Consider the following 26,986-nt stretch of genomic DNA (forward strand, 5'->3'; position numbering starts at 1 on the left):
AAGTAATCGAGATTTTAGCCCGTTTTAAAGCTCAAAGCAGATAAAAGCCCCTATATGCATCTGAACGGGTGTATAGGGCAGATAAACCGAAAATTGCTATCAGCGCGCGTCATAGGGCTCGGATAAAGAGCAGGGGGCGCAAATCAGATTGCCCTTTTTTTGCCTGCCCCCTCCGCAAGGATAGGGGCCTGCCCCTGCCTTGAGGGCAGGTGCCGCTATGCTACGGGGCTCGCTATCCGCTCGGCCCTGTCGGGCTTGCCACCCCTTCGCAGCGCTAGTGCCTTAAGTCATAAATCTCTGATACTTAAGTTGAAGTTATTTTCCGGCTAATCAAGGCTAAGGTTCGCGACTTTAGCCCGAGCTAAAGGAGCGGTTCTTTAACGAAGAGTAGACGGAAAATAACGAAACTTGGGGTGTCAAGGATTTATGGCTTGAGGCACTAGGCCAATGCCAGGCTAGAACCTGAAAAGCATAAACGCCTGCAATATTTTGGTTTAGGCCCCGTACAGGTAGGCAGGCTGTGGGGCAGAAAGGGCGCCCCACAGGTCATTTCAGTATTTTCAGCTCAGCCAAGAGGTGCTTCCGGTAGGCATATCCAATAGGGAGGGTTTCATCGCCCTTCTCTAAAATTAGATTGCCCTCTTTGATGTTAAGGCTTTTGATATGCTTCCGGTTGACGGCATAAGCTTTGTGTGCACGCAAAAACAAGGGGTAGAGCTCTTGTTCAATCATTTTGAGCTGTACATTGGTCGGGAAGTTGCGCCTGCCCACCCGCGCGTAGGTCAGTTTGTCTTTAGAGTAGAAATAAGAGATATCACACAAGTCTATCCCTTTGAAGGAGTCGCCAACCCTGAAATAAGCTTTATCATCAGTGATGAGGGGCGGCACAGCCGGGGGCTGTGGGCGGGCCTCATTTTTCTCCCTGAACTCGATATGCTGATTGATGGCTATATCTAATGCTTGGATCAGCTTGAAGCGGGAGATCTCTTTGCTCATAAAGTTGGTGGGGTTGACATGCCTGGCTTTGAAGTAGAATTCTTCGGTGAAGAAGGAAGTCAGGAAAATGATGGGGACCTCCTGATCGGCCTCCCTGATCTGTTCTGCAAGCTCGATGCCATTGGTCTGGCCTTCGCCCAAATCAATATCGAGTATGCAGACATGAGGCTGTTCCTGCTCAAAAAGGGCAAACGCATCGCGTGCATTGTCTGCGAAAATAGGCTGTTGGATGTGGAGCTCGTCGAGCAGGAGCTGCAATAATGAGCGAAAGGAAACGGAATCTTCAACAATCAGGAGCTTGATGTTTGGAAAGATGACATTATGCATTTTGTTAACGTAAGGAGTTTTTGCGCGTGCCCAGATACCTGAGAGCGCCCACTGTTGGCACATATCAAATGGGGCAACCCTTAGGTTTAGCAACGCAGCGTGTGCACTAATATTAGCCTTATAGGATTAGTGTTTGTGTTTTTTAGCTTGGGACAGCGGGTTTTGGGCGATCTGAGGTGTGAAACCGGCGTTCAGCGCAGCTCGAAGCCCTGCTTTTACATGAAAATCAGGGAGCGGCTTTGTGACGCAGCAAAGCCGGGATAGTAACCTTTTTAATGCTAAGGCCCCTATAAAGCAGGTGGTGAAGACAGCCCCTGCTCTATCAGGCTTTGGCAGGCTTTAACTTTCAGGGCATCAGGTACGCTAATTTACGCAAGAAACTCAACTGTGCGCAATCGGACACCTGATTTGACAGGGTAATTGCAAGTCTTTTCATTGCCTCGGCTTTGTTGATGGGGAGCACAGGGCATTGCATTGCCGCCTGCGCAAAGGCGGTTCAGCCCCAATCCTGTAGGGCGTTTTGGGCTCGGCCCTCACGTCTCAGTCAGCCCCTTAATATGCTTTCATCCCCTTTTTTGACCCGTTCATCTGCTTATACGTGCGTTTGTCTGAAAGGTTCTTCTTGACCCTGTTCAATAACCTTTTCTTTACAAGTAGTTAGGACAAGTTCAGTGTGTTGAACTTACTTAAGTGTAGTAATGCTTATTTATTTCTTGGCTTTGCCGCAGGTGTAGCTCCCTGTTGGCAAAGCCAATTTTAGAAGAGCAAGCGTTTTCGTAAAGTTGCAGTTCTGTATTTGTAGCTTGATAATCCAACATTAGTCAGTAATGACTTGCTCTCTTTTGCCTCTCTTCGCCGAACGCCTCGCTGAATTCCTCCTAGCGCCCTATTACCCACGCTTTGTGTAGGTTGTACCTACGTCTTTTGTCTCGATAGCCGGAAAATAGCGGCCCCATGTCTTTATACTATGCAGCAGGCGCGGAGCAGCATCCTGACTTAGGTGGCCATAACAAACTTGGTATTGGGCAAAGAGGGCAGAGCGCAGGCTGAAAATCCGAGGCTATTCAGGGCTTTGTTGGCCATAGGATGAGACCGGACGAGCGCTGCGGAGGGGTGGGAAGCCCGATAGGGCCGAGCGAGGAGCGAGCCCCGCAGCATAGCGGCCACTGCTGTCAGGCAGAGGCGGCCCCAATCCTAAGGACAAGGGGGGATCCAGAAAACAACAATTTTGGGTTGTGCTCAGTGGGCATTGTCGTGTTGCCGGGCCATGAAAGGTCTTTTCTTAGGCTTTTCTTCATCTTATAAACTAAACAACCATGAAAAATTTACACATCTATGTAGGGCTGCTAATCATGCTTATCGTCTTTACAGCAGGCACAATAGATCTAGACCACCTTTTTGATTATTCGAGCCAAGAAATACCAGATTACGCCAGTGGAATTGAAATTTTTGACGACGAGATTTTTGACAACGAGCCTGACTACAATCGGATTAATGATGCCATAGCGACATTAGGCAGGGTACTTTTTTACGATAAGAAACTGTCTTCGGACAATACAGTATCTTGTGCAAGTTGTCATAAGCAGGCCAATGCTTTTGGGGATACGGAGGTTGCAAGCCAAGGCGTGAATGGAACGACTAACCGTCATGCTATGCGCCTGGTGAATGTCAGGAATATCTTACGCCCAGAAAACCCCTTTGGTCTCGGTTTTTTTTGGGATCAGCGGGTATCTATGCTGGAGGAAGCCGTCACTATGCCCATCGAAGATCACATAGAAATGGGTAACAGTGGGCAGAATGGAGCTCCCGACTTTGACGATGTGATCGAAGAATTGGCAGCATTGGATTACTATCAGCAGCTATTTGCCTTTGCTTTTGGCGATTCAGAAGTGACAAAAGATAGGATAGGCAGAGCATTAGCACAATTCTTGCGCAGTATCATGTCTTATGACTCCAAGTTTGATCAAGGAATGGAATTGGTAGATGATATTTTGGAGCCTTTCCCCAATTTCACAGAAGAAGAAAACTTAGGGAAAGCTCTTTGTCTTGAAGTGCCTGAGATAGAAATTGGGGAAAATTTTGCAAACAGGATCGGAGGAGGATTGGGCTGTACGAATGGTTGTCATTTTCCCGGTAATTTCTCTTCTTCGTCTGAGGGGCTGCACAATGGGGTAATTACAGAAATAGATGGAACGCCTAATCTACAGTTCACTAAATCGCCCACACTGCGCGACCTTTTTAACCCTCAGGGCGAGGTGAACGGGCCAATGTTTGCCAATGGTAAAGCGGCCACATTCGAGGATGTGCTCAATCATTACAATGACAGCTTGGAGGTCGTAAATGGCATTGGCTTGGGTTTTAGCTTTTTTAATCCGCAGGGCAATCTTGTCCCTACGCGATTCCACATGACAGAGGAAGAAAAAGCACAGGTTACGGCATTCTTGAAAACCCTTACCGGGCAAGCGGTATACACGGATGAAAAGTGGTCAAACCCCTTTGATGAGGATGGGAATATTAATATTGTGGGCAATGGCATCAGCTTCGTAACGCAAAACCTCACAACCCAAGAGCTTAATATTTTCCCAAACCCAGCAACCGGCTATATCCGCTTAAAGGACTTGCCAACGGGCAGCTATATGCTCAAAGTTCACAATCTTCAAGGCCAGGAAATGCTGTGCGAATCGGATGTAGATGCGGGCCGCGCACCAATTGGGGTGGCGCATTTGCCGTCGGGCGTATATAGTGTGTCGGTTTTTAATCGCTCAGAAAATAAGGTTTACGCAGGTCAATTTGTAAAGCACTAATTCTAACAGATGGCAGGCGCTTCCTAAGCGCCTGCCATCTGTTTACAGGGCGCAAACCAGGTTGTCGTTTTTTTGCTTGCCCCCTCCGCAAGGATAGGGGCCTGCCCCTGCCCGGCGGCAGGGGCCGCTATACTACGGGGCTCGCTATCCGCTCTGCCCTAACAAGCGCTCTAATACCCCTGCGCAGCGCTAGTCCAATGCCAGGCTAACTGAAACGCCTGCGACATTTTGGTTTACGCGCAATTCCACTCTAATCAAGGCAAGGACGGATCCAGAAAACAACAATTTTGAGTTGTGCTCAGTGGGCATTGCTGTATTGGCGGGCCATGGAAGGTCTTTTTTAGGCTTTTCTTCATCTTATTAAACTAAAAACCATGAAAAATTTACACATCTATGTAGGGCTGCTAATCATGCTTATCGTCTTTACAGCAGGCACAATAGATCTAGACCACCTTTTTGATTATTCGAGCCAAGAAATACCAGCTTACGCCGATGCATTTGGAATTCATGACGACGAGCCTGACTACAATCGGATCAATGATACCATAGCGACATTAGGGAGGGTGCTGTTTTACGATAAGAAACTGTCTTCGGACAATACGATAGCTTGTGCAAGTTGTCATAAGCAGGCTAATGCTTTTGGGGATACGGAGGTTGCAAGCCAAGGCGTGAATGGCACCACTAACCTTCATGCTATGCGCCTGGTAAATGTCAGGAACATCCAAAACTCAGGTGGCCCATTTGACATCGGTTTTTTTTGGGATCAGCGGGACTCTATATTGGAGGAAGCCGTTACTAAGCCTATCGAAGATCACATAGAAATGGGTAACAGTGGGCAGAATGGAGCTCCCGACTTTGATGATGTAATGGAGGAATTGGCAGCATTGGATTACTATCAGCAGCTATTTGCCTTTGCTTTTGGCGATTCAGAAGTAACAAGAGATAGGATAGGCAGAGCATTAGCACAATTCTTGCGCAGTATCATGTCTTATGACTCCAAGTTTGATCAAGGAATGGAATTGGTAGATGATATTTCGGAGCCTTTCCCTAATTTCACAGAAGAAGAAAACTTAGGGAAAGCTCTTTGTCTTGAAGCGCCTGAGATAGAAATTGGGGAAAATTTTGCAAACAGGATCGGGGGAGGCCTAGGCTGTGCAACTTTTTGTCATGTTCCTGGCAATTTCTCTTCTGCTTCAGAGGGGCTGCACAATGGGGTAATTACAGAAATAGATGGAACGCCTAATCTACAGTTGACTAAATCGCCTACACTGCGTGATCTTTTTAACCCTCAGGGCGAGGTGAACGGGCCAATGTTTGCCAATGGTAAAGCGGCCACATTTGATGATGTGCTCAATCATTACAATGACAGCCTGGAAGTCGTAAATGGCCTAGGCTTGGGTTTTGCCTTTTTTAATCCGCAGGGCAATATTGTCCCTACGCGATTTCACATGACAGAGGAAGAAAAAGCACAGGTTACGGCATTCGTGAAAACCCTTACCGGGCAAGCGATATACACGGATGAAAAGTGGTCAAACCCCTTTGATGAGGATGGGAATATTAATATTGTGGGCAATGGCATCAGTTTCGTAACGCAAAACCTCACAACCCAAGAGCTTAATATTTTCCCAAACCCAGCAACCGGCTATATCCGCTTAAAGGATTTGCCTACGGGTAGCTATATGCTCAAAGTTCACAATCTTCAAGGCCAGGAAATGCTGTGCGAATCGGATGTAGATGCGGGCCGCGCACCAATTGGGGTGGCGCATTTGCCGTCGGGCGTATATAGTGTGTCGGTTTTTAATCGCTCAGAAAATAAGGTTTACGCAGGTCAATTTGTAAAGCACTAATTCTAACAGATGGCAGGCGCTTAGGAAGCACCTGCCATCTGTTTAAACCGCTTTAAGCAAGTTGAGGGTTGCGGATAAACCCTCTAAAGTTTGCGAATGACAAACCTAACGCCCGTGTCATACTGCGCGTCTACGTTGATACTGTACCCATATTGTTCGAGGTTGGCCTTCAGCAGGTTCAGCCCACTATGCCGGTCGTCTCTTTCCCTGAAGAGCTGTTCATGCTGAGCCGGCGTAAGCGCAGGGCCGTTGTTTTCCCAAACTATTTCTGCATCTGAGCTGCTTTTTCGAGCGTATACGGATAAGGAAGGCCGTTCGGAATCCGGAACGCCATGTTTCAGGGTATTGGTCATCAGGTTGTGAAAGAGCTGCCGTATGATAAAATCAGGCAAGTCTAGACTGGGAAGGGGAAGTGACTTTGTGCGGAATGATTTTTTCCCCAGTGCTTCATTGAACATCAGGAGTGTTTCTTCTAACGCCGGGTTGGGGTCTGTCGAACGGTGATCTACGTACTCAGAAATGAAAGGCATCTGCAATAGCCTTAAAGCATAGTCCTTGAGCGATTTCAAAGCATCACGGATCAGCATCATGGGCTTTTGGCTTGCACCTGTATCCCCCATGCTGTAGAGTATCGTACTGCTTATGGCCAAGTCCAGGTTGCCAATTAAATCATGTGAAACACTGCGTACCATCCTTTCAATGCGGTTGTTCAGTACGGACAGCTTTTCGTTGAGCCGCTTGCGTTTTTTGTTCTCGTAGTAGAATACCACAGCTAGCGCAATTGCGAGCAGAAGTATCACAGCTAGAAGGTAGATGAGCTGTTGTTTTTTATTTAGCGCCAATGTGCTCAATGCTTGCTGTTCCTGCTGTTTGGCCTCCAATAGGCGGAGTTCGAAGCCGGCTTTGATCCGTTCGGCTTCTCGGATGGCCTCGCTGTTCAGCAGGGAGTCGGCTGTAGTTTTGAACACCTCCAAGTATTTTACGGCCTGTTTATAATCGCCCATCTCTTTATACCCCAGGTAAAGGCATTCTGCTGCATCGCGCTTTTGCTCGAGCAAGCCGCTCGACTCGGACACCTCTAAGGCTTCTTTGCAGGCTTGGGTGGCTGCTGCCGGGGCATTTTTTTGTAGCAGCAGACGCCCTTCCCACTCCAACGCTTTACAGGTATTGAAAGCAGAGGCACTCACCTCTGCCGCAAGTTTTAAGTTGGGCAGTATAGCCTGTGCTGAGTCATACTTTTCTTCCGCTAACAGGGCCTCTACGAGGTTGGCGTAGTTATTCGCTATAATTTCGAGGTACCTAGCATGAATTTGAAGGCTGTCTTTTTCGAGCTTAGTACTTAAAGGGTCGGTGATTAGGCTTTCAAGAGCCTGAATGATGACAGCTTTGGCTTGCGGCCATTTCTCCTGACGTTTCAGTAGCTCGCCTTTATTGCTCAGGAAATATAGCAATAGCGATCTGTGATCATTATGCTGCTCTATCAGCTGCATCCCTTCTTCTATTTTTGATTGTACTTCTTCAAACGCACCAAGCTCTAAGTACAATCCGGCAAGATTAGATTTATTCAAAATCCGAGTCCGTAAGTATCTAGGGTGTAAAGCTTGAAGACTTTGCTCGCTTTTCAGAGCGTAATGAATGGCTTGCTCGAAGTTTCCTAATTTGTGGAAATTAGCTGATAATGTATTGTATAAGGTGATATTTAATATCTCGAAATCACGAGTGTTTGAGAGTGCTTCTTGTATGATCCTTATAGATTGGATTGAGGAGTCTTTAGACACCAGAGCATAGCTAAAAACGATAGCTGCTTTCAGTTTTTGTTGTTCTCCATCCGCGTTCAAAGATTTACTCAAGGTGTACGCTTGTCTTGATAAATGGAATATAGAATCAGGATGTAAGTTAGCTTGCCGCCTGGCTAGATACAAATAAAGAGCATCGATGCGCGACACTGTAGGTGCGTTTTTATCCTGCCAAACGTTAAACAGGCTATCAAGCTGCTGTGCGTTGACAAAGGAGTTGGGCCAAGCGCACACAATTGCGCAAAGGATGAGGGACAAGCGTTTGATAAGGAGCATTGTATTTTATTTTGGACCTGTGCAGGCTTTGGATTTTGCACAGACGGGTTTAGCTCGGCTGCTCATACCTGAGGACAATCAACAATTAATGTTGAAAAGCAATGCATGAAGCAGCTTTCTCATTTATGAAGTAGGCACTGGCAAAATTACTGCAAATTCATTTTCCTTGGCGTTTGAAAGCCAGAAAAATGAATCAAAGGCTACAGAAGAAGTAGGCTTTAATGCCAAATGACCGCATTTGGGGCCCCTCGTGCCGTCAGGCAAGGGGAGCCACATAGGGAAGCTTATCCTTCGTGCGCCCCTTTCAGTACGGCAGCCCAATTTCAGCTGTACAGCTCAAAATCCGGAGCGGGCATAATTTTCGTTGGTCGCCCCTATAGCTGCGTTCAGTTTCGATTTAGGGGGTTTCATCGCTGAAGAGCTGTAATGTGTTCAGGCAGATGTGGTCCTTTGCAGCATACTTTAGCTATGCTGCTCAGCCGCTGAAGGCTGAGCCCTTGGAACGTTGTAAGCATAGCCACTGCGGACCACGATTCATGAAGAAGCGCCCCTACTTTTTATTGCTGTGCATGCTGAGCTGTCTGATGACAGCGTGGGGCAGCCCTAGTGTGCACGGGGCCGGGCAGGTGCAGAGCGGGATGTCGGTATGGAACAGCGCGCTCTACATCCACGCAGCCGATACGCTGCTGATGCGGGGTGATCTTTACCTGTTCCAAGCCGAGGTATCAGGGCAGGGCGCTATCTTGCTGAGCGATACCGTGCCCTGCCGCATCGTATCCGAAGGGGGCAGACTTCCGCGCCTGATCGTACAGCAGACAGACACGGTAGCCCTTTTTGGCGAGCTGCACATCCGCAAAGGGCTGACCTTGGCGCTAGGGGTATTGGATGCCCGTGCGGGGGTGCTCACCTTATCAGACAGCGCTTGGGCAGAGGTGCTGCCCGGCAGCGAGTGGCTGCAAGCAGATGCGGCTGCCGCACATTGGCTTCCGGTCTTGCCGCTGCTGCCGCCTACGGGCAGCCGGGCGTTTCCAACAATAGCAATTTCCCCTTATCCAAGGCCTGCCGTACTGCCTGCAAGGCGGTCGGGCAGCGCCTTGTTTTTCGTTATAGCCTGGCCTTGCGAAGCAGGGCGGGCCGTCCCTACGCCTCCCCCCAAGCACATAAACTGTTGTCCTCCTGCTACGGTGTAGCGCGCCCGCCCGGCAAGAGCAGCCCGCTACTGCCGCAGCTTCTTTTTTTCTAAAAACCAAAGCAGGCTCCTGCTTTAAAACAAAATACAGGAAATGAAAAATTTCAGATCACTTTTCACCACCCTGGCCCTGGCGCTCATCGCCACTGCCGCCACTGCCCAGGTAAAAGTGGGCGATAACCCCACCACCATTGACGCCTCTTCCGTATTGGAGGTGGAGTCCACCACCGGAGGCTTCCTGCTGCCCCGAATGACCGAGGCACAGCGCGATGCCATCGTCAGCCCGGCTACCGGGCTTATGGTTTACAATACCACCGTGCCCTGCTTGCAAGTCAATGACGGCACACCGGCATCTCCGGAATGGAACTGCATCAGCGGCATCATGGCTGCTCCGGCAGAAGCTTCCACCAACGGCACAGGCATTGTGAGTGCCTACGGCACACCGGGCTGTACGGCGGGCTCGATCTCCGGCACAATGACCGAAGGGGAGGACGCGAGCGGCACCACGATGACGATCTACGCCAACGTGACGCAGGTAGGCACCTACGATATCACCGCCGGCCCGGTAAACGGGGTTACCTTCTCGGGCAGCGGCACTTTCGCAGCTACGGGCTGTCAGGAGATCACGCTGACGGCCACGGGCACGCCCACCGCAGCGGGCAACCATGATTACAGCCTGAACACCACGCCTGGCGAAACGGTGACGGCGACGGTGGCAGCAGCCATTGGCTCATACCCCGCCGGATACGTTCATTGCGACCCCGCCAACCCTACGGTGGTCAATGACGTAACCAACCCTGCCACCGGTGAAATCTGGATGGACCGTAACTTGGGGGCCAGCCAAGTCGCTACTTCATACACAGATGCTGCCGCTTACGGCGACAGTTACCAATGGGGCCGGTTTGCCGATGGGCATCAGTGTAGAACAAGTGGCACGACTACGGCCAATGCCACTACCGCAGTGCCCAATGCCGGCAACCCATGGGATGGGCTATTTATTTTAGAAACGGCTACGGACCCTGATTGGCTTACGTCACAAAACGACAACCTATGGCAAGGAGTAAACGGGGTAAACAACCCTTGCCCTATTGGCTACCGTCTGCCTACTGAGGCAGAATTGGAAGCTGAACTGTTAAGCTGGGCCGGGACGAATGACACTGGTGCTTTTGCCTCTCCGCTTAAATGGACCGCTACTGGTATCCGCTCGCCTTCAGATGGTTCGTTTGCCTTTGGTAGCAATAGCAAATTGGGTTTCTATTGGTCAAGTTCGGTTCTAAGCAATTTAGCATGGGGGCTTAGTATCCAAGATTCCGATGCTTTTAATGATCTGGATTTTCGTGCTACAGGTGCTGCCGTCCGCTGCATCAAAGATTAATGCCGGGCCAAAACGAAGTATAGACACGCAACCCTGTCATCCCGTTAGGGGGGGCAGGGTTGTATGCCCCTGTAGGCTGGCAAATCAGCAACCGTCAGATAAGTACCGGCTGTAGGTTGTTGTATAGCTAGAGCCAACAAAAGTTTTTTACAGATGAAATGCACCAATACAGCTCAAAAAAGAGCCCTCCGATGGTATATGCTGCTATCGATCCTGTTTTTCACCCTGTTGCAGGGCCGTAGTCAGAGCATCACGGGCAGGCTCGCCAATCATCCCAACGAGAAAGTGTACCTCTATGGGTTTGATGATTTTGAGGCTTATGCCATAGACAGCACCACCACCAATGCGGACGGGGAGTTTGGGCTCCGCTTTGCCGCCAAAGATTATGGCATGGGCTATATCCTGCCCGCCGGCAAGCAGCTATTGATAGTAGCCCTTGCCGACGAAGCTTCCCGGATTACAGGTGATGCATTCCGCCTTGCAGAAACGGCAAAGATCATTGAGGGTGCCGAAAACAAGGCTTTTGCCGCCTATGCTGTACAGCATGCCCAACACGAAAAGGCCCTGAGCGCCTGGCGTTTTTTGGAGCAGCTCTACACGCAAGATTCCCTTTTTGCGGAGTGCAGCGGCCAACAGCAAGGCATAGCGAATGAGATAGCGCGGCTGAAAGCAGCGGATGCCGGCTTTTTGAACAGCCTTCCGGCCCATAGCTATATGCGCTGGTTCTTGCCCATCCGTCAGTTGGTGAGCAGCGTGGCTGCGGTAGCCCAATACCGCCCGGAGGAGATCCCTGCCACCCGAGCCGCTTTACGGGCGATAGATTATGCAGATGACCGCTTGTACAAAAGCGGATTGTTGAAAGAGGCGGTCGAAAATCACGTATGGTTTATCGAGAACAGCAGCGGGCCCTTAGACTCCGTCTATGCCCATCTGAACACCTTCATAGACCTCATCATCGATCAGCTCGAAGCCGACAACGAAAGATTCAACCTCATCACGCAGCGGCTCTTTGAGGTATTGGAAGAGCGCAGCCTGTACACCTCGAGCGAGTACCTGGCCAAACGCTTGCTGCAAGGGGATGACTGCGGTTGTGTCAATGCGGATTTTGAGAAACGGCTCCACAAGTACATGAAAATGGCCAAGGGGGCGACGGCTCCGGATATAGTGTTTACCGACTTCACTTACTTCCCGGAGGGAGTGTCCGCAAAACGCCTCAGTGAGTTGGCGGCCGACTACTACCTGGTCATCTTTGCGGCCGGTTGGTGTGGCCACTGTCAGGAGGCCCTGCCTCAGGTAGCTGCCCTCTACCCCGAGCTGCAAGCCAAGGGCATTGAAGTGGTGATGGTCTCTTTGGATGAGACACCGGAGGGTTTTGCGCAGTTTGCCGCCCCGCTCCCTTTTATCAGCACCACAGATTATCAAAAGTGGGACGGGCAGGCTGCGCTCGATTATCAGGTGTTTGCCACCCCTACTTACTATATGCTGGACAAGGAGCGCACCATCCTGCAAAGCTTTAAATCCATAGCGCATTTGAAGGCCTGGTTGGAATGGGTGGGTTGAGGCCCAGCCCCGATTGGGCAGCCTGTAGCCATTTTGCCCTTCTCAGTACAGCAGCCCAATTTCAGCTGTACAGTTCAAAATCAGTAGCGGGCATAATTTTCGTTGGTCGCCCCTATAGCTGTGTTCAGTTTCGATTTAGGGGGTTTCATCGCTGAAGTGCTGTAATGTGTTCAGGCAGATGTGGTCCTTTGCAGCATACTTTAGCTATGCTGCTCAGTCGCTGAAGGCTGAGCCATTTGGAACGTTGTAAGTATAGCCACTGCGGACCACGATTCATGAAGAAGCGCCCCTACTTTCTATTGCTGTGCATGCTGAGCTGTCTGATGACAGCGTGGGGCAGCCCTAGTGTGCATCAGACCGGGCAGGTGCAGAGCGGGATGTCGGTATGGAACAGCGCGCTCTACATCCATGCAGCCGATACGCTGCTGATGCGGGGGGATCTTTACCTGTTCCAAGCGGAGGTATCTGGGCAGGGCGCCATTTTGCTGAGCGATACCGTGCCCTGCCGCATCGTATCCGAAGGGGGCAGCCTTCCGCGCCTGATCGTACAGCAATCAGACACGGCCGCCCTTTTTGGCGAGCTGCACCTCCGCTGTGGGCTCACCTTGTCCGAAGGGCTATTGGATACCCGTGCGGGCCTGCTCACCTTATCTGACAGCGCTTGGGTAGAGGCACATCCGGGCAGCGGATGGCTGCAGTCAGATGCGGCTGCCGCACATTGGCTTCCGGTCTTGCCCCTGCTGCCGCCTGCGGGCAGCCGGGCGTTTTCAACAATAGCAATTTCCCCTTATCCAAGGCCTGCCGTACTGCCTGCAAGGCGGTTGGGCAGCGCCTTGTTTTTCGTTATAGCCTGGCCTTGCGAAGTAGGCCGGGCCGTCCCTACGCCTCCCCCCAAGCACATAAACTGTTGTCCTCCTGCTACGGTGTAGCGCGCCCGCCCGGCAAGGGCAGCCCGCTACTGCCGCAGCTTCTTTTTTTTCTAAAAACCAAAGCAGGCTCAGCCGCCTGCTTTAAAACAAAATACAGGAAATGAAAAATTTCAGATCACTTTTCACCACCCTGGCCCTGGCGCTTTTCGCCACTGCCGCCTTTGCCCAGGTAAAAGTGGGCGATAACCCCACTGCCATCGACGCCTCTTCCGTATTGGAGGTGGAGTCGACGACTAAGGGCTTCCTGCCGCCCCGTATGACTGAGGCACAGCGCGATGCCATCGTCAGCCCGGCAGCCGGGCTTATGATCTACAATCTTACTGCATATTGCCTGCAAATCAATGACGGCACACCGGCTGCTCCGGAATGGAACTGCATCAGCGGCAGCACGGCTGCTCCGGCAGAAGCTTCCACCAACGGCACAGGCATTGTGAGTGCCTATGGCGCACCGGGCTGTACAGCGGGCTCGATCTCCGGTACGCTGACCGAAGGCGTGGACGCAAGCGGCACCACGATGACGATCTACGCCAACGTGACGCAGGCTGGCACCTACGATATCACCGCCGGCCCGGTAAACGGGGTTACCTTCTCGGGCAGCGGCACCTTTGCAGCTACGGGCTGTCAGGAGATCACGCTCACGGCCACGGGCACGCCCACCGCAGCGGGCAACTATGATTATAGCCTGAATACTACGCCGAGCGAAACGGTATCGGCGACGGTGGCTGCGCCTATTGGCTCATTCCCCGCCCACGGTGGTGAATGACGTAACCAACGGTACCACTGCCAAAACTTGGAGGGCGTAAACCAAAATGTCGCAGGTGTTTATGCTTTTGGGGCTTTATAGCCTAGCATTGGCCTAGCGCTGCGGAGGGGCGGCAGGCCTGATAAGGCCGAGCGGATAGCGAGCCCCGTAGCATAGCGGCACCTGCCACCGGGCAGGGGCAGGCCCCCTATCCTTGCGGAAGGGGCAGGCAAAAAAACGACAATCTGGTTTGCGCCCAACTTGGACGGACCGCAACTTGGGGGCAGTCAAGTCGCTACTTCATACACAGATACTGCCGCTTACGGCGACCTCTACCAATGGGGCCGGTTTGCCGATGGGCATCAGTGTAGAACAAGTGGCACGACTACGGCCAATGCCACTACCGCAGTGCCCAATGCCGGTAACCCGTGGGATGGCAGCTTCATTATCGGCTCTTCTACTCCAGAAGAGGACTGGCTTAATCCACAAGACGGTAATTTATGGCAAGGAGTAAACGGGGTGAACAATCCTTGCCCTAGCGGCTACCGCCTGCCTACAGAAGTGGAGCTTCAGGCTGAAATGGACAGTTGGAGCGCTCCTAATATAGCTGGTGCTTTTGCCTCCCCGCTTAGATGGACCGCTACGGGTATCCGCTCGCCTTCAGATGGTTCGTTTGCCTTTGGTAGCAATAGCAAATTGGGTTTCTATTGGTCAAGTTCGGTTCTAAGCAATTTAGCATGGGGGCTTGGTATCCAAGATTCCGATGCTTTTAATGACCCCATTTCTCGTGCTTCAGGTGCCGCCGTCCGCTGCATCAAAGATTAATGCCGGGCCAAAACGAAGTATAGACACGCAACCCTGCCCCCCAACGGAATGGCAGGGTTGCGTGTCTTTGTGGGCTAATTGTTAACGGCTTCTGTTTGAGGAAGCATCATCACAAAACATTTTATGAAAAAGCATGCGATAGGGTTGTTCTTAATGTGCTGTAGTTTTTTTTGTACACTCAATGCCCAAAATTGGCAATTAGACCACCTTTTAGATGGAGATAGTGAGGTGGCTGCATTTGGCAGGCGTGTAGTGATTGATGAAGACATTGCTTTGGTTGGTGATTTTAATGGCCAGGTTGTCATCTTTCGTTTGGTAGAGGGAAATTGGCAGGAAGAAGCAGTTTTATCGCATTCAGGATCAGGATATGTGAATTTTGGTGCTAGTATCGCCATAAATGAAGATCAGAATGTAATATTGGTAGGAGCGAGTTCTGCCAATGACGAAAGCGGTGTCGTTTATGTTTATGAAAGGGTAGGAGCGTATTGGGGAGATATGCTCCCTTCTGCCATATTGAGGCCCGCCCAAGCAGTTGCAGGTGGTGGGTTTGGCACATCTGTTGCTATCAGCGGTACGGCCATTGTGGTTGGGGCAGCAGCTACTGAGAGCGAAGGCCTTCCTGGAAGAGCTTATGTGTTTGAAGAGCCGGTGGAAGGTTGGACAGGCGAAATCAATGAAGTAGCTGAGCTGATCCCCTCTGAATCAATGAACAGGGACTGGTTTGGTGTGGCGGCAGCAATAAAAGGCGAAGTGGTCATAGTAGGTGCAGCTTGCTTTGGCTCAACCGGAAAGGCCTTCCTGTTTGAACGCCCAGACAACGGCTGGAGCGGTTTCATAAGTGAAGCAACCATTATTGAGCCTGAAAATGGTTTTATCGACAATCAGTTTGGCCGGTTTCTTGCATTTAACGGTGAGACGATAGCCATCTCGGCTATTGGAGATGACCTGGGGACTGCCGAGGCAGACCACAGTGTATTTGTATTTGAGAAAGGGGCAGACTGGACGGAAGTTAATGAAATCGGGAAATTGCAACCGGGACAACCTATACCAGATAGCTTTTTTGGCTGGTCGGTCGATTTGCACGACAATAGGATTGCAGTAGGTTGTTGGAGCGGAACGGATGTCTATATTTTTGATAAACCTGAAGAAGGTTGGGGGGCTATGACCGAAACTTCTTCGATTTCAGGCACTTCAGAAACTCAATTTGGCTGGGACGTAGGAGTGTGGGGGCAGAGGCTGATCATTGGAGCACCCGCTTTCAATAGCCCTAATGAGAATGGCAAAGTTTGGTTTTATTCTGATGCTGATGTGGCCAATAGCCTGGAGATACAGCCAATGGTCAATATAACCATCTCTCCTAACCCGACAGATGGAGTTTTTAATATCTCTGGGGATAAGCAAAAGTATGACCAAATTCAGGTAATCAGTCTCACAGGTCAGATATTAGCCACTCTTCCTGCTACAGGTCAGGAACGGTACGATCTATCTTTTCTGCCAGCGGGTATTTACTGGATAAAAGTGATATCCGATGATCATCAATGGGCAATCAGGAGAATCATCATTCAGAGATAAGCGGCGCCGGTTCAATGGGCACCAATTTTGAAGGGGCTTGCCCCCTCCGCAAGGATAGGGGCCTGCCCCTGCCTTGAGGGCAGGTGCCGCTATGCTACGGGGCTCGCTATCCGCTCGGCCCTATCGGGCTTGCCACCCCTCCGCAGCGCTAGGCCAATGCCAGGCTATAGCCTTAAAAGCTTAGACCTCTGCGGTATTTTGGCATACGCCCGGCGGCCATAATTTTCGTTGGTCGCCCCTATAGCTGCGTTCAGTTTCGATTTAGGGGGTTTCATCGCTGAAGTGCTGTAATGTGTTCAGGCAGATGTGGTCCTTTGCAGCATACTTTAGCTATGCTGCTCAGCCGCTGAAGGCTGAGCCCTTGGAACGTTGTAAGCATAGCCACTGCGGACCACGATTCATGAAGAAGCGCCCCTACTTTTTATTGCTGTGCATGCTGAGCTGTCTGATGACAGCGTGGGGCAGCCCTAGTGTGCACGGGGCCGGGCAGGGGCAGAGCGGGATGTCGGTATGGAGCAGCGCGCTCTACATCCACGCAGCCGATACGCTGCTGATGCGGGGTGATCTTTACCTGTTCCAAGCGGAGGTATCTGGGCAGGGCGCCATTTTGCTGAGCGATACCGTGCCCTGCCGCATCGTATCCGAAGGGGGCAGCCTTCCGCGCCTGATCGTACAGCAGACAGACACGGTAGCCCTTTTTGGCGAGCTGCACATCCGCAAAGGGCTGACCTTGGCGCTAGGAGTATTGGATGCCCGTGCGGGGGTGCTCACCTTATCAGACAGCGCTTGGGCAGAGGTGCTGCCCGGCAGCGAGTGGCTGCAAGCAGATGCGGCTGCCGCACATTGGCTTCCGGTCTTGCCGCTGCTGCCGCCTACGGGCAGCCGGGTGTTTTCAACAATAGCAATTTCCCCTTATCCAAGGCCTGCCGTACTGCCTGCAAGGCGGTCGGGCAGCGCCTTGTTTTTCGTTATAGCCTGGCCTTGCGAAGCAGGGCGGGCCGTCCCTACGCCTCCCCCCAAGCACATAAACTGTTGTCCTCCTGCTACGGTGTAGCGCGCCCGCCCGGCAAGGGCAGCCCGCTACTGCCGCAGCTTCTTTTTTCTAAAAACCAAAGCAGGCTCCTGCTTTAAAACAAAATACAGGAAATGAAAAATTTCAGATCACTTTTCACCACCCTGGCCCTGGCACTTTTCGCCACTGCCGCCTTCGCCCAGGTAAAAGTGGGCGATAACCCCACCACCATTGACGCCTCTTCCGTATTGGAGGTGGAGTCCACCACCGGAGGCTTCCTGCTGCCCCGCATGACCGAGGCACAGCGGGATGCCATCGTCAGCCCGGCTACCGGGCTTATGATTTACAATCTTACCTTGTCCTGCCCACAGGTGAACGACGGCACGCCCGCTGCTCCGGAATGGAACTGCATCAGCGGCATAGATGCCTCTACGAACGGCAGGGGCATCGTCAGCAGCTACGGCACACCGGGCTGTACGGCGGGCTCGATCTCCGGCACAATGACCGAAGGCGTAGCCGTATCAGGCGTTACGATGACTATTTATGCCAATGTTACACAAGTGGGTTCTTATAATATCACCGCCGGCCCGGTAAACGGGGTTACCTTCTCGGGCAGCGGCACCTTTGCAGCTACGGGCTGTCAGGAGATCATGCTGACGGCCACGGGCACGCCCACCGCAGCGGGCAGCTATGATTATAGCCTGAATACTACGCCGAGCGAAACGGTGACGGCGACGGTGGCAGCTGCCTTCGACCCCTCTGCCATCACGCCTGGTGTAGGTAGTTTAAGTGGAAAAACTTGTTTTGATATTGCCTTGAGCAATAATAACACCAATGGCTGTGCACCTTTAACATCTAGAACACTAACACAAGCTGATTTTACCAATCCGGCTACGCATACACAAACCTACACCTTTACGCCTAGTGGGACAGTATCTAATGTGCGTTTTTATTATATCAATGATGTGGGCGATGCGGTGATCGCCATCTCTGGTGGTGATGCAGGCGACAATATTAGTACAGCGGTTACCGCTACGGTAAATTACAACACCAACAACAATACTTTAGCATTAGGTTTAACCAATAGCAACGCTATGACCACTCGTATTTTTGCGGTGTATAACATCAATGCTACGAACAACAACAACCCTGCAGATGACCGTGTATTGGCTTTAACAGCCAACGTGAAAGACTGTTTGTGTGGTTGTGGAGTAAAAGTTTCACCTACTGAATATAAACAATTCCTATGCCACAACCTAGGGGCTCACACCGATGTAGACCCACACGACATGGCACAAGCAGATGCTTGGAAACTCAACGGTGCTTATGTACAATGGGGTAGAAGAGGGCCAAACATTACAGGCGATAGCCGTGCAGATTGGGTAACCGCTGGCAACACGAGCAACTTTGCTGCTGCACCTACGGGAAGCACAGCAGCAACAGCTAATTCAGGGGTTATAAGTGGCTGGAGTGCGACAGCCGCACCTGACTACGCTTGGCGTACTGCTGGTGGTGCTAAAACCGCCGACGACCCATGCCCTGCTGGCTGGAGAGTGCCTACTAGGGCAGAGTGGATTGCTGTACACAGCAACAACTATGTAAGTCGTACAACACCATGGGGTGGTACTAGTAGTACACAATATCGTAATGCACTACACTACGGCTCAGTTAGTACTCCCAAGCTCCTAACCTTGCCTGCAGCTGGCAGCCGCAATTTTGATGGCTCGATCACCAACCGTGGCTTTATTGGCTTTTACTGGATGAGTACGGAGAGTCTTACTAATGCTGGTCGCCTGTTTTTCACTAATACCGACGTGAGCCCGTTAATGAGCAGCAATCGTTTAAATGGCATGTCGATCCGTTGTATCGCAGAATAAAACGATTAAAAACAAGGCAGCAGGTGTCTCGACACCTGCTGCTTTTCATCAACCAACAAAAGAAAAAGTGAAATATTGGCTAGTTGTTTTTATTTTTTTGGGCTTGAGCAGTGCCTTTGCACAGTCCATCAGCATGGAGTTTCCTGCCTTTGCAGGCAAGACCTACGATTTTGTGATTTTTCAAGGCAGCAAAGCCGAGAAGGTGATGCAGGATACCATACCCCAAAATGGTAAGTTTACCTTAACCATTCCAGAAAAATATGCCCCTTATACGGGTATGTGTAGGTGGCTGCTCACCAATTCCGAAACAGGCGGCGGCATAGATATGGCCATACCGGGACATGATTTTGCTATTTCGTGCTTGAGTGACAAGCCCGATAATACCAACATTGTTTACACCGGTTTTGATGCCGTGAATGAGCTGAATAGGCTCAATGGCGAGCAACAGAAAATCATAGACCGCTATGAAACCATGAGTCGGGCAGCACGGCTGTATGATACCACGCACCCTTTGTACGCTACTTTTCAAAAAGAAAAAGCAGTGCAAGCCCAAGCGTATGAGCGATTTCATGAAGGCCTAAAGCAAAATAGCAACTACAATGCCCGTTTTTTGCCTATTGTCAATCTGATGCAGGGTTATGCCCATCGCTTGTCTGATGATGAGTATGAAAAAGGACAGCTATTCAACGAATATTTTACCCGTCACATGAGCATCCAAGACTTATATGTATCGGGTCATTGGGAAGGTATTATTCAGAGTTGGGTGCAGTACCAAGCCCATGTGGTGAATGATAAAGACAAGTTTGCTCAAGATTTTAAGGCATTGCACGATAAGATGACCAATCCCGCTCAATACACCGATTTTGTAGGTAAAATGACTTTTTATCTGACGCAATACGGCAAAGACGATTATGTACAAGCCATTGCCAATGAAGTCATCCGTTCGGGCAAAATAACCAGCTACGAGGGCAAAACCATGCAGGCGTATGTAACGGCCATGGTGGGCAGTCAAGCCCCAGCGCTGATACTTACCCGCCACATTGGTGATGTAGCAGCCCACGAGCACGAGAAAAAAGTACTACAAAGCAGCGATCTGGCCCGAGACGGCTACGACGGAACCCTGCTGATCTTCTATCAGAGCGGCTGCGGCCCCTGCGAAAACCTCATGCCGCAACTGTCGGGCAACTACGAGCTGCTAAAAGAAAAAGGCATCCGCCTGATCAGCATATCAGCAGATGAAAACATACAAGTATTCGACAATACAGCGCGGCAGCACCCCTGGCCCGATAAGTACTGCGATGAGCAGGGCATGAACGGCCCCAACTTCACGGCGTACGGGGTAGCGGGCACTCCCACAATGTTTTTGTTGGATGCTCAGGGGCGCATTGAGCTGCGGGCTGCATCCTTGGATGACATCATCTCCTATCTATAGGCCGCCAAGGAGAGGGGATGACCGTCTCAGCCCGCTGCCTGCTGATTACCTGAAAAGTAGTATTTTTGTGTAAATGGCAGTATGTATGAATAGGAGAAAATACCCCTTAGGCGAGCAAGACTTCCCTTCCATACGAGAAGAAGGAAAAGTATATGTCGATAAAACGATGTATGCGCATCATTTAATAGAAACCAGCAAAAGCAATTTCCTGTCCAAACCACGGAGATTTGGGAAATCCTTGTTTCTTAGCACTTTGGAAAGCATTTTCCTGGGCAAAAAAGAGCTGTTTGAGGGTTTGTACATCTATGACAAATGGCAGTTTGAGGAATATCCGATTATCAGGATTTCGTTTTCCAATATTGGCTATAAAGAGATGGGTTTAGGGCCTGCCATCAGCAATGAATTAGACCGGATTTATCAATTATACCAATTGCCACTGAATGACAAGGTGGTTTCACAAAAATTTGAACATTTAATAAAGGAATTGTCCAGAACCTACAACAAAGGCGTTGTCATATTGATAGACGAATACGACAAGCCCCTGATCGACTTTCTGGAAAAAGATAAAATAGGGATAGCCAAAGAAAACCGGGACATTCTAAAGGTTTTTTATTCTGTCTTGAAAGATGCCGAGCCCTATATCAAATTCCTGCTGATCACAGGCGTCAGCAAGTTCAGCAAGGTGAGCATATTTTCGGATCTGAATAATCTGACGGACATCGCGCTAGACCCTGATTTCAATGAAATTTGTGGGATATCGCAGCAAGAATTAGAAGATAACTTTGTAGAGGAATTAAAGCTGTACGACAAAGAAAAGATCAAGGCGTGGTATAATGGCTACAAATGGGACATAAACGGGGATACGCTTTACAACCCTTTTTCCATATTGACTTTTTTCAAGAACAAAGGCAAGTTTGAAAACTATTGGTACAGCACGGGCACCCCTACGTTTTTGATGAAAATGTGCAGGGAGCAGCATTTGTACAAATTTGACGAAATTGCGATCAATAAAAATGACTTGGGCAATTTTGATATTGAGGATTTGAAAATAATACCGATCCTATTTCAGACTGGCTATTTGACCATTTCCGAAGAAGATGATATATTAAGAACATACCGGCTGAAATTTCCAAACAATGAAGTGAAAGAGTCTTACCTGAGAGGGCTGGCAGATGCTTATATTCAGTCAAATAGTTTAATGTCGAGTATGGTGTTAAGCCAATTGCTCAAGTTTTTAAGATCAAAAGACCCCGAGCTCTTCAAAGACACCGTCAATCAGGCATTTTCGCACATACCCTACAGCCTGTGGCAAAAAGAAAACGAGCAGTATTACCATGCCTTGGTACATTTGATCTTTTCGCTTTTGGGCGTTTATATTTTCAGTGAAGTACAAACCCAAAAAGGGCGCACCGACTCAATAGTGATGTTCGAGAATGAGGTCTTTATCTTTGAATTCAAACTCAATAAATCAGCCGAAGAGGCTTTCTTTCAGATCGGGAACAAAGGCTATGCCGACAGGTTTAAAGACAGTGGCATGGCCATCTATAAAATAGGCGTGAATTTTAGTAGCGAGAAGAAAGAAGTGGAAGAGGTTTTCATGACAAAATCATAGTCCGGCAACTCAGGGTTTCGTTCCGCGTCTACGGGCGTGAACCAAAATGTCGCAGGCGTTTATGCTTTGGGGGCTCTAGCCTGGCATTGGCCTAGCGCTGCGAAGGGGCGGCAGGCCTGATAAGGCCGAGCGGATAGCGAGCCCCGGAGCATAGCGGCACCTGCCCTCACGGCAGGGGCAGGCCCCCAAAAAAACGACAATCTGGTTTGCGCCCGCGTCTACTGCGTGGCGTGCAAAGTGGGCACCGGTGTTTTTTGCTCGCAAGGCGGAAAACGCAGGCATAGCCTCATGCCTGATAAACAATGCGATGAGCAGGGCATGAACGGCCCCAACTTCACGGTGTACGGGGTAGCAGCGGGCACTCCCACAATGTTTTTGTTGGATGCTCAGGGGCGCATTGAGCTGCGGGCCGCATCCTTGGAAGGCATCATCTCCTATCTATAGGCCGCCAAGGAGAGGGGATGACCGTCTCAGCCCGCTGCCTGATATTTACCTGGAAAAGTAGTATTTTTGTGTAAATGGCAGTATTGATGAATAGGAGAAAATACCCCTTAGGTAAGCAGGATTTTCCAAAACTCCGCAACGAAGGCTTTGTTTATGTGGACAAATCAAAATATGCATTGGCATTAGCAGAGATAGGGGGTTCTTATTTCCTGTCCAAACCACGGAGATTTGGGAAATCCTTGTTTCTTAGCACCTTGGAAAGCATTTTTCTGGGCAAAAAGGAGCTGTTTGAGGGTTTGTACATCTATGACAAATGGCAGTTTGAGGAATATCCGATTATCAGGATTTCGTTTTCCAATATTGGCTATAAAGAGATGGGTTTAGGGCCTGCGATCAGCAATGAATTAGACCGGATTTATCAATTATACCAATTGCCACTGAATGACAAGGTGGTTTCACAAAAATTTGAACATTTAATAAAGGAATTGTTCAGAACCTACAGCAAAGGCGTTGTCATATTGATAGACGAATACGACAAGCCGCTGATCGACTTTCTGGAAAAAGATAAAATAGGGATAGCCAAAGAAAACCGTGACACTCTAAAGGTTTTTTATTCTGTCTTGAAAGATGCCGAGCCCTATATCAAATTCCTGCTGATCACAGGCGTCAGCAAGTTCAGCAAGGTGAGCATATTTTCGGATCTGAACAATCTGACGGACATCGCGCTAGATCCTGATTTCAATGAAATTTGTGGGATATCGCAACAAGAATTAGAAGATAACTTTGTAGAGGAATTGAAGCTGTACGACAAAGAAAAGATCAAGGCGTGGTATAATGGCTACAAATGGGACATAAACGGGGATACGCTTTACAACCCCTTTTCCATATTGACTTTTTTCAAGAACAAAGGCAAGTTTGAAAACTATTGGTACAGTACGGGCACCCCTACGTTTTTGATGAAAATGTGCAGGGAGCAGCATTTGTACAAATTTGACGAAATTGCGATTAATAAAAATGACTTGGGCAATTTTGATATTGAAAACCTGAAGATAGAGCCCCTTTTGTTTCAAACGGGCTACTTGACGATTGTGAAAGAAGATTCGTTGTTTGGAGAATATATTTTGTCTTTCCCGAATAAAGAAGTAAAAGAATCCTATTTAAGAAATCTGCTAGAAGCATATATTGATTCTCAACAACTGCATTCAAGCCCGATCCTCAATGGCATCAGGGCTTTCCTCAAAGCGAAAGACCCCGAGCTCTTCAAAGGCACTATCAATCAGGCATTTTCGCACATTCCCTACAGCCTGTGGCAAAAAGAAAACGAGCAGTATTACCATGCCTTGGTACATTTGATCTTTTCGCTTTTAGGGGTTTATATTTTCAGTGAAGTACAAACCCAAAAAGGGCGCACCGACTCAATAGTGATGTTCGAGAACGAGGTCTTTATCTTTGAATTCAAACTCAATAAATCAGCCGAAGAGGCTTTTTTTCAGATCGGGGACAAGGGGTATGCCGACAGGTTTAAAGACAGTGGCATGTCGATATATAAAGTTGGCGTGAATTTTAGTAGCGAGAAGAAAGAAGTGGAAGAGGTTTTCATAGAAAAATCATAGTCCGGCAACTCAGGGTTTCGTTCCGCGTCTACTGCGCGGCAGCACCCCTGGCCCGATAGATACTGGGATGAGCAGGGCATGAACGGCCCCAACTTCACGGCGTACAGGGTAGCGGGCACCCCGACGATGTTCCTGTTGGATGCTCAGGGGCGCATTGAGCTGCGGGCCACATCCTTGGAAGGCATCATCTCCTATCTATAGGCCGCCAAGGAGGGGGGATGACCGTCTCAGCCCGCTGCCTGATATTTACCTGGAAAAGTAGTATTTTTGTGTAAATGGCAGTATTGATGAATAGGAGGAAATACCCCTTAGGCGAGCAAGACTTCCCTTCTATACGGGAAGAAGGAAAAGTATATGTCGATAAAACGATGTATGCGCTTCATTTAATAGAAACCAGCAAAAGCAATTTTCTGTCCAAACCACGGAGATTTGGGAAATCCTTGTTTCTTAGCACTTTGGAAAGCATTTTCCTGGGCAAAAAAGAGCTGTTTGAGGGTTTGTACATCTATGACAAATGGCAGTTTGAGGAATATCCGATCATCAGGATGTCGTTTTCTAATATTGGCTATAAGACCCTGGGCCTTCAAAAAGCTATAGCAATAGAATTGTCGCGTATTGCAGAGAGATACGATATTAAACTAGAGCATGATGCTGAAGATATAGCAAATAATCATAAAGGCTTGATAGAAAAATTAAGCACCAAATACAACAAAGGCGTTGTCATATTGATAGACGAATACGACAAGCCGCTGATCGACTTTCTGGAAAAAGATAAAATAGGGATAGCCAAAGAAAACCGTGACATTCTAAAGGTTTTTTATTCTATCTTGAAAGATGCCGAGCCCTATATCAAATTCCTGCTGATCACAGGCGTCAGCAAGTTCAGCAAGGTGAGCATATTTTCGGATCTGAACAATCTGACGGACATCGCGCTAGACCCTGATTTCAATGAAATTTGTGGGATATCGCAACAAGAATTAGAAGATAACTTTGTAGAGGAATTAAAGCTGTACGACAAAGAAAAGATCAAGGCGTGGTATAATGGCTACAAATGGGACATAAACGGGAACACGCTTTACAACCCCTTTTCCATATTGACTTTTTTCAAGAACAAAGGCAAGTTTGAAAACTATTGGTACAGCACGGGCACCCCTACTTTTTTGATGAAAATGTGCAGGGAGCAGCATTTGTACAAATTTGACGAAATTGCGATTAATAAAAATGACTTGGGCAATTTTGATATTGAAAACCTGAAGATAGAGCCCCTTTTGTTTCAAACGGGCTATTTGACGATTGTGAAAGAAGATTCGTTGTTTGGAGAATATATTTTGTCTTTCCCGAATAAAGAAGTAAAAGAATCCTATTTAAGAAATCTGCTAGAAGCATATATTGATTCTCAACAACTGCATTCAAGCCCGATCCTCAATGGCATCAGGGCTTTCCTCAAAGCGAAAGACCCCGAGCTCTTCAAAGGCACTATCAATCAGGCATTTTCGCACATACCCTACAGCCTGTGGCAAAAAGAAAACGAGCAGTATTACCATGCCTTGGTACATTTGATCTTTTCGCTTTTGGGCGTTTATATTTTCAGTGAAGTACAAACCCAAAAAGGGCGCACCGACTCAATAGTGATGTTCGAGAATGAGGTCTTTATCTTTGAATTCAAACTCAATAAATCAGCCGAAGAGGCTTTCTTTCAGATCGGGAACAAGGGGTATGCCGACAAGTTTAAAGACAGTGGCATGTCGATATATAAAGTTGGCGTGAATTTTAGTAGCGAGAAGAAAGAAGTGGAAGAGGTTTTCATAGAAAAATCATAGTCCGGCAACTCAGGGTTTTGTTCCGCGTCTACTGCTCGTCGTGCAAAGTGGGCACCGGTGTTTTTTTGCTCGCAAGGCGGAAAACGCAGGCATAGCCTCATGCCTGATAAACAATGCGATGAGCAGGGCATGAACGGCCCCAACTTCACGGCGTACGGGGTAACGGGCACTCCCACAATGTTTTTGTTGGATGCTCAGGGGCGCATTGAGCTGCGGGCCATATCCTTGGATGACATCATCTCTCACCATTAGACCGCCAAGTGGCTCATCAGCCCCAAAGTGGGACGGGCAGGCTACGCTTGATTATTAGGTGATTGCTGCCCCTGCCTATTATATACTCGGCAAGGAGCGCACCATCCTGCAAAGCTTTAAATCCATAGCGCATCTAAAGGCTTGGTTGGAATGGGGTTTTGAAGCCAAGCTTTAGCAATGTGCAGTTGGGTAGCCTGCGGCCATTCTGCCAATCTCGGTAGAGCAGCTCGAAAACCGGAGGGGCCATGATTTTTGTTTGTCGCCCCTATAGCTGCGTTCAGTTGCGATTTTGGGGGTTTCATCGCTTATGGCCTAGCACATTTTTAAGTAGATGTAGTTCTTTACCCGCGTATTCAATGGTGCTATCGGGTCTTCTTAACTATGCTTAATGGTTTGGGAGATTAATAAGCTCCAAGTGTCAAACAGTATTCAGGTTTATTGAAGTACCTCAGTCATTTCGAATGTGTTGAGCTGCTGCGGTTTAAAAAACTGCTCCTTTTTGATGGTTTATAAAGTGTTCTTTAGGCTTGTAAGCAACCTTTAGTAATCGTAAAGGTGTGTGATGAGCCTACTAAGAACTGATCAGAAGGCTGAAAAGCAGGATTATTTTCCGCATTGTCGACTCTTCGCTGATGAATGGAGCTTTAGTATTCCATTCAAAAATCCATTATGAGAATCCTATCCTC

The 26,986-nt window shown here is 49.1% G+C and carries 20 protein-coding genes; 18 read left to right on the top strand and 2 right to left on the bottom strand.

The window, feature by feature from the left end:
* Positions 1-546 precede the first annotated feature (546 nt).
* Complete coding sequence (locus tag FRY97_RS12760; RefSeq protein ID WP_170254625.1) at positions 547-1,323, bottom strand: response regulator; 777 nt, start codon at positions 1,321-1,323, stop codon at positions 547-549.
* A 1,316-nt stretch (positions 1,324-2,639) separates the two neighbouring features.
* Between FRY97_RS12760 and FRY97_RS12765 the strand changes: the two genes are divergently transcribed.
* Positions 2,640-4,127, top strand: coding sequence for a cytochrome c peroxidase (locus FRY97_RS12765; protein ID WP_147167929.1), 1,488 nt, complete (start codon positions 2,640-2,642; stop codon positions 4,125-4,127).
* A 374-nt stretch (positions 4,128-4,501) separates the two neighbouring features.
* The gene (locus FRY97_RS12770; protein ID WP_147167930.1) at positions 4,502-5,974 is read left to right on the top strand and encodes a cytochrome c peroxidase; all 1,473 of its coding nucleotides are present in this window, start codon (positions 4,502-4,504) and stop codon (positions 5,972-5,974) included.
* An 83-nt stretch (positions 5,975-6,057) separates the two neighbouring features.
* Here FRY97_RS12770 and FRY97_RS12775 read toward each other — a convergent pair whose 3' ends face one another.
* Positions 6,058-8,046: an ATP-binding protein gene (locus FRY97_RS12775; RefSeq protein WP_147167931.1), complete on the bottom strand. Its 1,989-nt coding sequence runs from the start codon at positions 8,044-8,046 to the stop codon at positions 6,058-6,060.
* 536 nt (positions 8,047-8,582) lie between these two features.
* Here FRY97_RS12775 and FRY97_RS12780 point away from each other — a divergent pair.
* The 16 genes from FRY97_RS12780 to FRY97_RS22380 all read left to right on the top strand — a co-directional run bounded on the left by FRY97_RS12780 (position 8,583) and on the right by FRY97_RS22380 (position 26,300).
* Positions 8,583-9,236: a hypothetical protein gene (locus FRY97_RS12780; protein WP_147167932.1), complete on the top strand. Its 654-nt coding sequence runs from the start codon at positions 8,583-8,585 to the stop codon at positions 9,234-9,236.
* A gap of 93 nt (positions 9,237-9,329) precedes the next feature.
* A complete protein-coding gene (locus FRY97_RS12785) occupies positions 9,330-10,610 on the top strand; it encodes a fibrobacter succinogenes major paralogous domain-containing protein (RefSeq protein WP_147167933.1) in 1,281 nt (426 codons plus the stop codon).
* Between the two features lie 153 nt (positions 10,611-10,763).
* Positions 10,764-12,170 carry a TlpA family protein disulfide reductase gene (locus FRY97_RS12790; protein WP_147167934.1) on the top strand — a complete coding sequence of 469 codons (1,407 nt, stop codon included), beginning with the start codon at positions 10,764-10,766 and terminating at the stop codon, positions 12,168-12,170.
* A 275-nt stretch (positions 12,171-12,445) separates the two neighbouring features.
* A complete protein-coding gene (locus tag FRY97_RS12795) occupies positions 12,446-13,099 on the top strand; it encodes a hypothetical protein (RefSeq protein WP_147167935.1) in 654 nt (217 codons plus the stop codon).
* Between the two features lie 100 nt (positions 13,100-13,199).
* The gene (locus FRY97_RS12800) at positions 13,200-13,862 is read left to right on the top strand and encodes a hypothetical protein (RefSeq protein WP_147167936.1); all 663 of its coding nucleotides are present in this window, start codon (positions 13,200-13,202) and stop codon (positions 13,860-13,862) included.
* A gap of 240 nt (positions 13,863-14,102) precedes the next feature.
* Positions 14,103-14,666, top strand: a complete 564-nt coding sequence (locus FRY97_RS12805) for a fibrobacter succinogenes major paralogous domain-containing protein (RefSeq protein WP_170254626.1) — start codon at positions 14,103-14,105, stop codon at positions 14,664-14,666.
* Between the two features lie 123 nt (positions 14,667-14,789).
* Complete coding sequence (locus FRY97_RS12810) at positions 14,790-16,238, top strand: T9SS type A sorting domain-containing protein (RefSeq protein WP_147167938.1); 1,449 nt, start codon at positions 14,790-14,792, stop codon at positions 16,236-16,238.
* 400 nt (positions 16,239-16,638) lie between these two features.
* Positions 16,639-17,292: a hypothetical protein gene (locus tag FRY97_RS12815; protein WP_147167939.1), complete on the top strand. Its 654-nt coding sequence runs from the start codon at positions 16,639-16,641 to the stop codon at positions 17,290-17,292.
* A 92-nt stretch (positions 17,293-17,384) separates the two neighbouring features.
* Positions 17,385-19,127 carry an FISUMP domain-containing protein gene (locus FRY97_RS12820; RefSeq protein WP_147167940.1) on the top strand — a complete coding sequence of 581 codons (1,743 nt, stop codon included), beginning with the start codon at positions 17,385-17,387 and terminating at the stop codon, positions 19,125-19,127.
* A complete protein-coding gene (locus FRY97_RS12825; RefSeq protein WP_147167941.1) occupies positions 19,096-20,559 on the top strand; it encodes a peroxiredoxin family protein in 1,464 nt (487 codons plus the stop codon). Before FRY97_RS12820 ends, FRY97_RS12825 begins: the two co-directional genes overlap by 32 nt.
* 85 nt (positions 20,560-20,644) lie before the next feature.
* A complete protein-coding gene (locus tag FRY97_RS12830; RefSeq protein WP_170254627.1) occupies positions 20,645-22,171 on the top strand; it encodes an ATP-binding protein in 1,527 nt (508 codons plus the stop codon).
* A 288-nt stretch (positions 22,172-22,459) separates the two neighbouring features.
* The gene (locus FRY97_RS22375; protein WP_170254628.1) at positions 22,460-22,615 is read left to right on the top strand and encodes a thioredoxin domain-containing protein; all 156 of its coding nucleotides are present in this window, start codon (positions 22,460-22,462) and stop codon (positions 22,613-22,615) included.
* Between the two features lie 86 nt (positions 22,616-22,701).
* Complete coding sequence (locus FRY97_RS12835; protein ID WP_170254629.1) at positions 22,702-24,228, top strand: ATP-binding protein; 1,527 nt, start codon at positions 22,702-22,704, stop codon at positions 24,226-24,228.
* Between the two features lie 78 nt (positions 24,229-24,306).
* Positions 24,307-24,429 carry a hypothetical protein gene (locus FRY97_RS23220; RefSeq protein ID WP_262712241.1) on the top strand — a complete coding sequence of 41 codons (123 nt, stop codon included), beginning with the start codon at positions 24,307-24,309 and terminating at the stop codon, positions 24,427-24,429.
* 86 nt (positions 24,430-24,515) lie between these two features.
* Positions 24,516-26,048, top strand: coding sequence for an ATP-binding protein (locus FRY97_RS12840; RefSeq protein WP_170254630.1), 1,533 nt, complete (start codon positions 24,516-24,518; stop codon positions 26,046-26,048).
* Positions 26,049-26,147: 99 nt separating this feature from the next.
* Positions 26,148-26,300, top strand: coding sequence for a hypothetical protein (locus FRY97_RS22380; protein WP_170254631.1), 153 nt, complete (start codon positions 26,148-26,150; stop codon positions 26,298-26,300).
* Positions 26,301-26,986 lie beyond the last annotated feature (686 nt).

The sequence above is a fragment of the Phaeodactylibacter luteus genome (assembly GCF_007993045.1).
GTDB classification, from domain to species: Bacteria; Bacteroidota; Bacteroidia; order Chitinophagales; family Saprospiraceae; genus Phaeodactylibacter; species Phaeodactylibacter luteus.

Coding starts and splice junctions, on each gene's coding strand:
- FRY97_RS22380 (WP_170254631.1), top strand. CDS start 26,148: ATGCCTGATAAACAATGCGATGAGCAGGGCATGAACGGCCCCAACTTC.
- FRY97_RS12825 (WP_147167941.1), top strand. CDS start 19,096: ATGGCATGTCGATCCGTTGTATCGCAGAATAAAACGATTAAAAACAAG.
- FRY97_RS12780 (WP_147167932.1), top strand. CDS start 8,583: ATGAAGAAGCGCCCCTACTTTTTATTGCTGTGCATGCTGAGCTGTCTG.
- FRY97_RS23220 (WP_262712241.1), top strand. CDS start 24,307: ATGAACGGCCCCAACTTCACGGCGTACAGGGTAGCGGGCACCCCGACG.
- FRY97_RS12795 (WP_147167935.1), top strand. CDS start 12,446: ATGAAGAAGCGCCCCTACTTTCTATTGCTGTGCATGCTGAGCTGTCTG.
- FRY97_RS22375 (WP_170254628.1), top strand. CDS start 22,460: ATGCCTGATAAACAATGCGATGAGCAGGGCATGAACGGCCCCAACTTC.
- FRY97_RS12775 (WP_147167931.1), bottom strand. CDS start 8,046: ATGCTCCTTATCAAACGCTTGTCCCTCATCCTTTGCGCAATTGTGTGC.
- FRY97_RS12815 (WP_147167939.1), top strand. CDS start 16,639: ATGAAGAAGCGCCCCTACTTTTTATTGCTGTGCATGCTGAGCTGTCTG.
- FRY97_RS12800 (WP_147167936.1), top strand. CDS start 13,200: ATGAAAAATTTCAGATCACTTTTCACCACCCTGGCCCTGGCGCTTTTC.
- FRY97_RS12830 (WP_170254627.1), top strand. CDS start 20,645: ATGAATAGGAGAAAATACCCCTTAGGCGAGCAAGACTTCCCTTCCATA.
- FRY97_RS12770 (WP_147167930.1), top strand. CDS start 4,502: ATGAAAAATTTACACATCTATGTAGGGCTGCTAATCATGCTTATCGTC.
- FRY97_RS12785 (WP_147167933.1), top strand. CDS start 9,330: ATGAAAAATTTCAGATCACTTTTCACCACCCTGGCCCTGGCGCTCATC.
- FRY97_RS12820 (WP_147167940.1), top strand. CDS start 17,385: ATGAAAAATTTCAGATCACTTTTCACCACCCTGGCCCTGGCACTTTTC.
- FRY97_RS12760 (WP_170254625.1), bottom strand. CDS start 1,323: ATGCATAATGTCATCTTTCCAAACATCAAGCTCCTGATTGTTGAAGAT.
- FRY97_RS12765 (WP_147167929.1), top strand. CDS start 2,640: ATGAAAAATTTACACATCTATGTAGGGCTGCTAATCATGCTTATCGTC.
- FRY97_RS12840 (WP_170254630.1), top strand. CDS start 24,516: ATGAATAGGAGGAAATACCCCTTAGGCGAGCAAGACTTCCCTTCTATA.
- FRY97_RS12790 (WP_147167934.1), top strand. CDS start 10,764: ATGAAATGCACCAATACAGCTCAAAAAAGAGCCCTCCGATGGTATATG.
- FRY97_RS12810 (WP_147167938.1), top strand. CDS start 14,790: ATGAAAAAGCATGCGATAGGGTTGTTCTTAATGTGCTGTAGTTTTTTT.
- FRY97_RS12835 (WP_170254629.1), top strand. CDS start 22,702: ATGAATAGGAGAAAATACCCCTTAGGTAAGCAGGATTTTCCAAAACTC.